5 protein-coding genes are annotated in these 3,134 nt (G+C 42.9%); 2 read left to right on the forward strand and 3 right to left on the reverse strand.

What is annotated here, in order from left to right:
* Window positions 1–146: 146 nt before the first annotated feature.
* The gene (locus F6K57_RS41165) at window positions 147–1,415 is read right to left on the reverse strand and encodes a transposase (protein ID WP_293074843.1); all 1,269 of its coding nucleotides are present in this window, start codon (window positions 1,413–1,415) and stop codon (window positions 147–149) included.
* A gap of 214 nt (window positions 1,416–1,629) precedes the next feature.
* Here F6K57_RS41165 and F6K57_RS41170 point away from each other — a divergent pair, with 214 nt between their 5' ends.
* On the forward strand, window positions 1,630–1,788 hold the full coding sequence (locus F6K57_RS41170) for a hypothetical protein (protein ID WP_293063563.1): 159 nt from the start codon (window positions 1,630–1,632) through the stop codon (window positions 1,786–1,788).
* Between the two features lie 215 nt (window positions 1,789–2,003).
* Here F6K57_RS41170 and F6K57_RS41175 read toward each other — a convergent pair whose 3' ends face one another.
* The gene (locus tag F6K57_RS41175; RefSeq protein WP_364306285.1) at window positions 2,004–2,591 is read right to left on the reverse strand and encodes a 50S ribosomal protein L25/general stress protein Ctc; all 588 of its coding nucleotides are present in this window, start codon (window positions 2,589–2,591) and stop codon (window positions 2,004–2,006) included.
* A gap of 4 nt (window positions 2,592–2,595) precedes the next feature.
* Between F6K57_RS41175 and F6K57_RS41180 the strand changes: the two genes are divergently transcribed.
* Entirely contained in the window at window positions 2,596–2,721 is a 126-nt protein-coding gene (locus tag F6K57_RS41180) for a hypothetical protein (RefSeq protein ID WP_293074846.1), read from the forward strand.
* A 21-nt stretch (window positions 2,722–2,742) separates the two neighbouring features.
* Here the strand turns inward: F6K57_RS41180 and F6K57_RS41185 are convergent.
* Window positions 2,743–3,134 (reverse strand): adenylosuccinate synthetase (locus F6K57_RS41185; RefSeq protein WP_293074849.1); only part of this gene is annotated, 392 nt, incomplete at its 5' end.

Genomic DNA, 3,134 nt, shown 5'->3' on the forward strand with positions numbered 1-3,134 from the left:
CATCCACCAGTGCCAGAATATCGACTAAAGCATTTCCGACACCAAAGACATCAATAGGTCTTGACTGTTGAGAGTTTTCTGTCATTTTCTTCCAATCCCACTAATCATTCATAAAAAATCCAGGGAAATTTTAACTCTCCCCTGGCTTAATCAGACAACTTTGACACTCCCCGCTCGCTTTGTGACGGGGATTCTTGGTTCAAAGAATCGACTTGCTGTGACAAGTTTGCACCAGCCACAGTAGAGGCCAAATCTCCCCAAGCGTTTGGGTCATTTAAGACCAAAGTTCCGACATGCCCTGCCGTACTTAATGCTCTTTCTAATATGTTAATTGCAGCATTATGGTCTCTATCTAGCGAACAACCGCATTGACAAACATGGGTTCTCGTTGATAGAGATTTTTTAACTACTTCACCACAATTAGAACAATTTTGACTAGTATAGGCAGGGTTGACCGCAACAGTTACCTTGCCAAACTTATTGCCAAAATATTCCATCCATTTCCGGAATTGATACCAACCTGCATCATTAATAGACTTCGCAAGACAATGGTTTTTTACCATGTTATTGATCCTTAAATTTTCATAGGCGACCAAGTCGTTAGACCGGACTACGCAACGTGCAAGTATCTTTGCATGTTCTATGCGCTTCGCGCAGGCTTCGCCAACACGCTGCCTACTTATTTTAAGGTGTGTCTTGCCTAGCTTATTAATCGCTTTCTTACGGTTAGCAGAGCCTTTATTTTTCCGAGAAACTCGACGTTGATAGAATTTTAGACGCTTTTCTCCCTTCCGATAAAAACGAGGATTAGGGACAGTATTGCCATTAGAATCGGTATAAAAGTCCTTTAAGCCAACGTCCAAACCAATAGTAGTACCTGTTGCTGAGACAGACTCATTAATATCAGTATTAATGCAAAACTGAACATAGTACCCATCGGCTCGACGGACTATCCTGACTCGTTTAATTAGCTTTTTGTCAAAGTGCCACAAGTCCCATGTTCCTTTGAGTTTGAGTTTTCCTATCCCTTTTTTGTCACTAAAAACAATAGACTTCTTGTCTGGGCATAATTTCCAGCCTGTAGTTTTGTATTCTACTGAGTGACAATGCTTTTTGAATCTAGGAAAACCCTTCTTGCCGGGCACTTTTTTCTTACAGTTATCGTAGAAGCGGACGATTGATGACCAAGCTCGTTCAGCACAGGCTTGACGAGCCATAGAGTTCAATTCATTGGCAAACGGGAACTGCTTCGCCAAAACAGTACAATATTTATTAAGGTCTAATTTTCCAACACCTTTATTGTCCATCCAATAGCGAATACAGCTATTGCGAACAAATTTAGCTGTTCTGATCGCCTCATCTATTGCTGAATATTGCTTTGGTTTCCCGTATGCTTTGAACTCTAAAACAATCATTATTATCGACCTTTTACTACCTATTTTATTCGACAACGGTCAGAGTAAGATTCCCGAATCCAAAAAATCTTTTTCTCACGGCGCGTCAAGCCCCTATCTCGCTGTCATCCCCGGTCTAAAGACACGGGGTTTTCAGCTTCGTAGAGTCTTGATAAAGTAATGATATTTTTTTCGGTTGAATACTTATCATGGAAGGTTATTCGTCAATTTAAAATTGAACATTGAAAGTAAGCATTCAGCATTCAGCAGTCAGCGGTCAGCTTATTTTATTCAAAAGCAATTAGTAGCGTGGCACAGGCTTTGGCCTTGGCCTTTGGCCACGCGGGGCGCGTTTGGCCACGCTGTGCGAACGACGCTGGCACTTTCCCCATAAACACCTCAATTAGTGTGGGCCTAGCCCATTAGCTGATAGCTGATAGCTGATAGCTGAATGCTTACCATTGAAAATTATCAGTGAAAATTATCAGTGCTCTATCGCTAATTAACAAAACAGGATTTAAGGTAAGCATTAAGTCGTTCGCGTAGCGTAAGCTTAATGCTCACGGCTGACTGCTGATAGCTTAATGCTTACCTGTATTCTGCAACGCTTTATTTAGACGTGATAGCAAGAACACTTAATTTAGGATCATCCATAACCTGGATCCCTTCTGGCAAGACTAACTCGTAAATGTAGAACATCTTACCCTGTTCCAAATTTGATATATCAATATCAATGCTTTCGGGAATTTTATCTGGGGGACATTGCACTTTTACTGTTGTAAGCCTTTGCTGCAAAACCCCACCTTGCTTAACTCCTACCGCTTCTCCCACTAGCTTCAGAGGTACAACGACCTCTACTTTATTTTGAGAAGCCACCGAGAAAAAACTGAGGTGGTACAGGGAATTTTTCCAAGGATGAGATTGTATCTCCCGCAGCAGAACTGGACCATTCCAGGAAAGGTCAGGAATAGAGAGCTCTATCAGGGTATTATTCACCGAGGCTGTTTTAAGCAAGTCTTCTGCTGCTTTAGCCGTCATAGTTAGAGATACAGATTCTGCACCATTGTGACCGTAAAGTACGGTGGGAATCAAGCCAGAACGGCGTAAGGCTCTCGGCTTACTACCTTCTGGTCGCTTTTGACATTCTACAGTAACATTCATCGGTAGGACTTTAACTCTTCGAGATAACGTAGCCAATTTAATGGCGATTATTGGTCAGCTACCGGTCGATTCCGCCACCGAGGGAGGTGCTGACCTAAATGGTGAGTCAGGGTGTTTAATCGAATCGGAAACTGGTGAGATTCAAACTCTCCGACTGACGCCTTGACGCCCTGACACCCTGACGCACTTAAACTCCCGAAGTTATCGGTGTACCGCTAGCATCCAATAGTGCTCGCTTTGGACCGTGGATTGGGTCTTCCACAATAATTGTCTGGTCGCGGCTGGCTCCTAAGGAAACCACAGCAATGGGAACTTTCATCAGTTCTGCCAGGAATTTAAGATAATCCAAGGCTTCGGTGGGTAAATCATCTAAAGACCGACATTCAGAAGTAGATGTTTGCCAACCGGATAGGGTTTTGTAAACAGGCTGGCATCGGGAAAACACGCTAGTGCTGCTAGGAAATTCCTGACTGATTTCACCGTCAATTTCATAGGCGACGCACACCTTAATTTCTTCAAAGGTATCGAGTACATCCAGTTTGGTGATCGCTAGACAGTCAAGACCATTAATCCGAACAG

The sequence above is a fragment of the Moorena sp. SIO4A5 genome (genome assembly GCF_010672005.1).
Taxonomy (GTDB): domain Bacteria; phylum Cyanobacteriota; class Cyanobacteriia; order Cyanobacteriales; family Coleofasciculaceae; genus Moorena.

What these genes read in the sequence shown, in the direction of transcription:
- F6K57_RS41165 (WP_293074843.1), bottom strand. Translation starts at nt 1,415, where the DNA reads ATGATTGTTTTAGAGTTCAAAGCATACGGGAAACCAAAGCAATATTCA.
- F6K57_RS41180 (WP_293074846.1), top strand. Translation starts at nt 2,596, where the DNA reads ATGGCGATTATTGGTCAGCTACCGGTCGATTCCGCCACCGAGGGAGGT.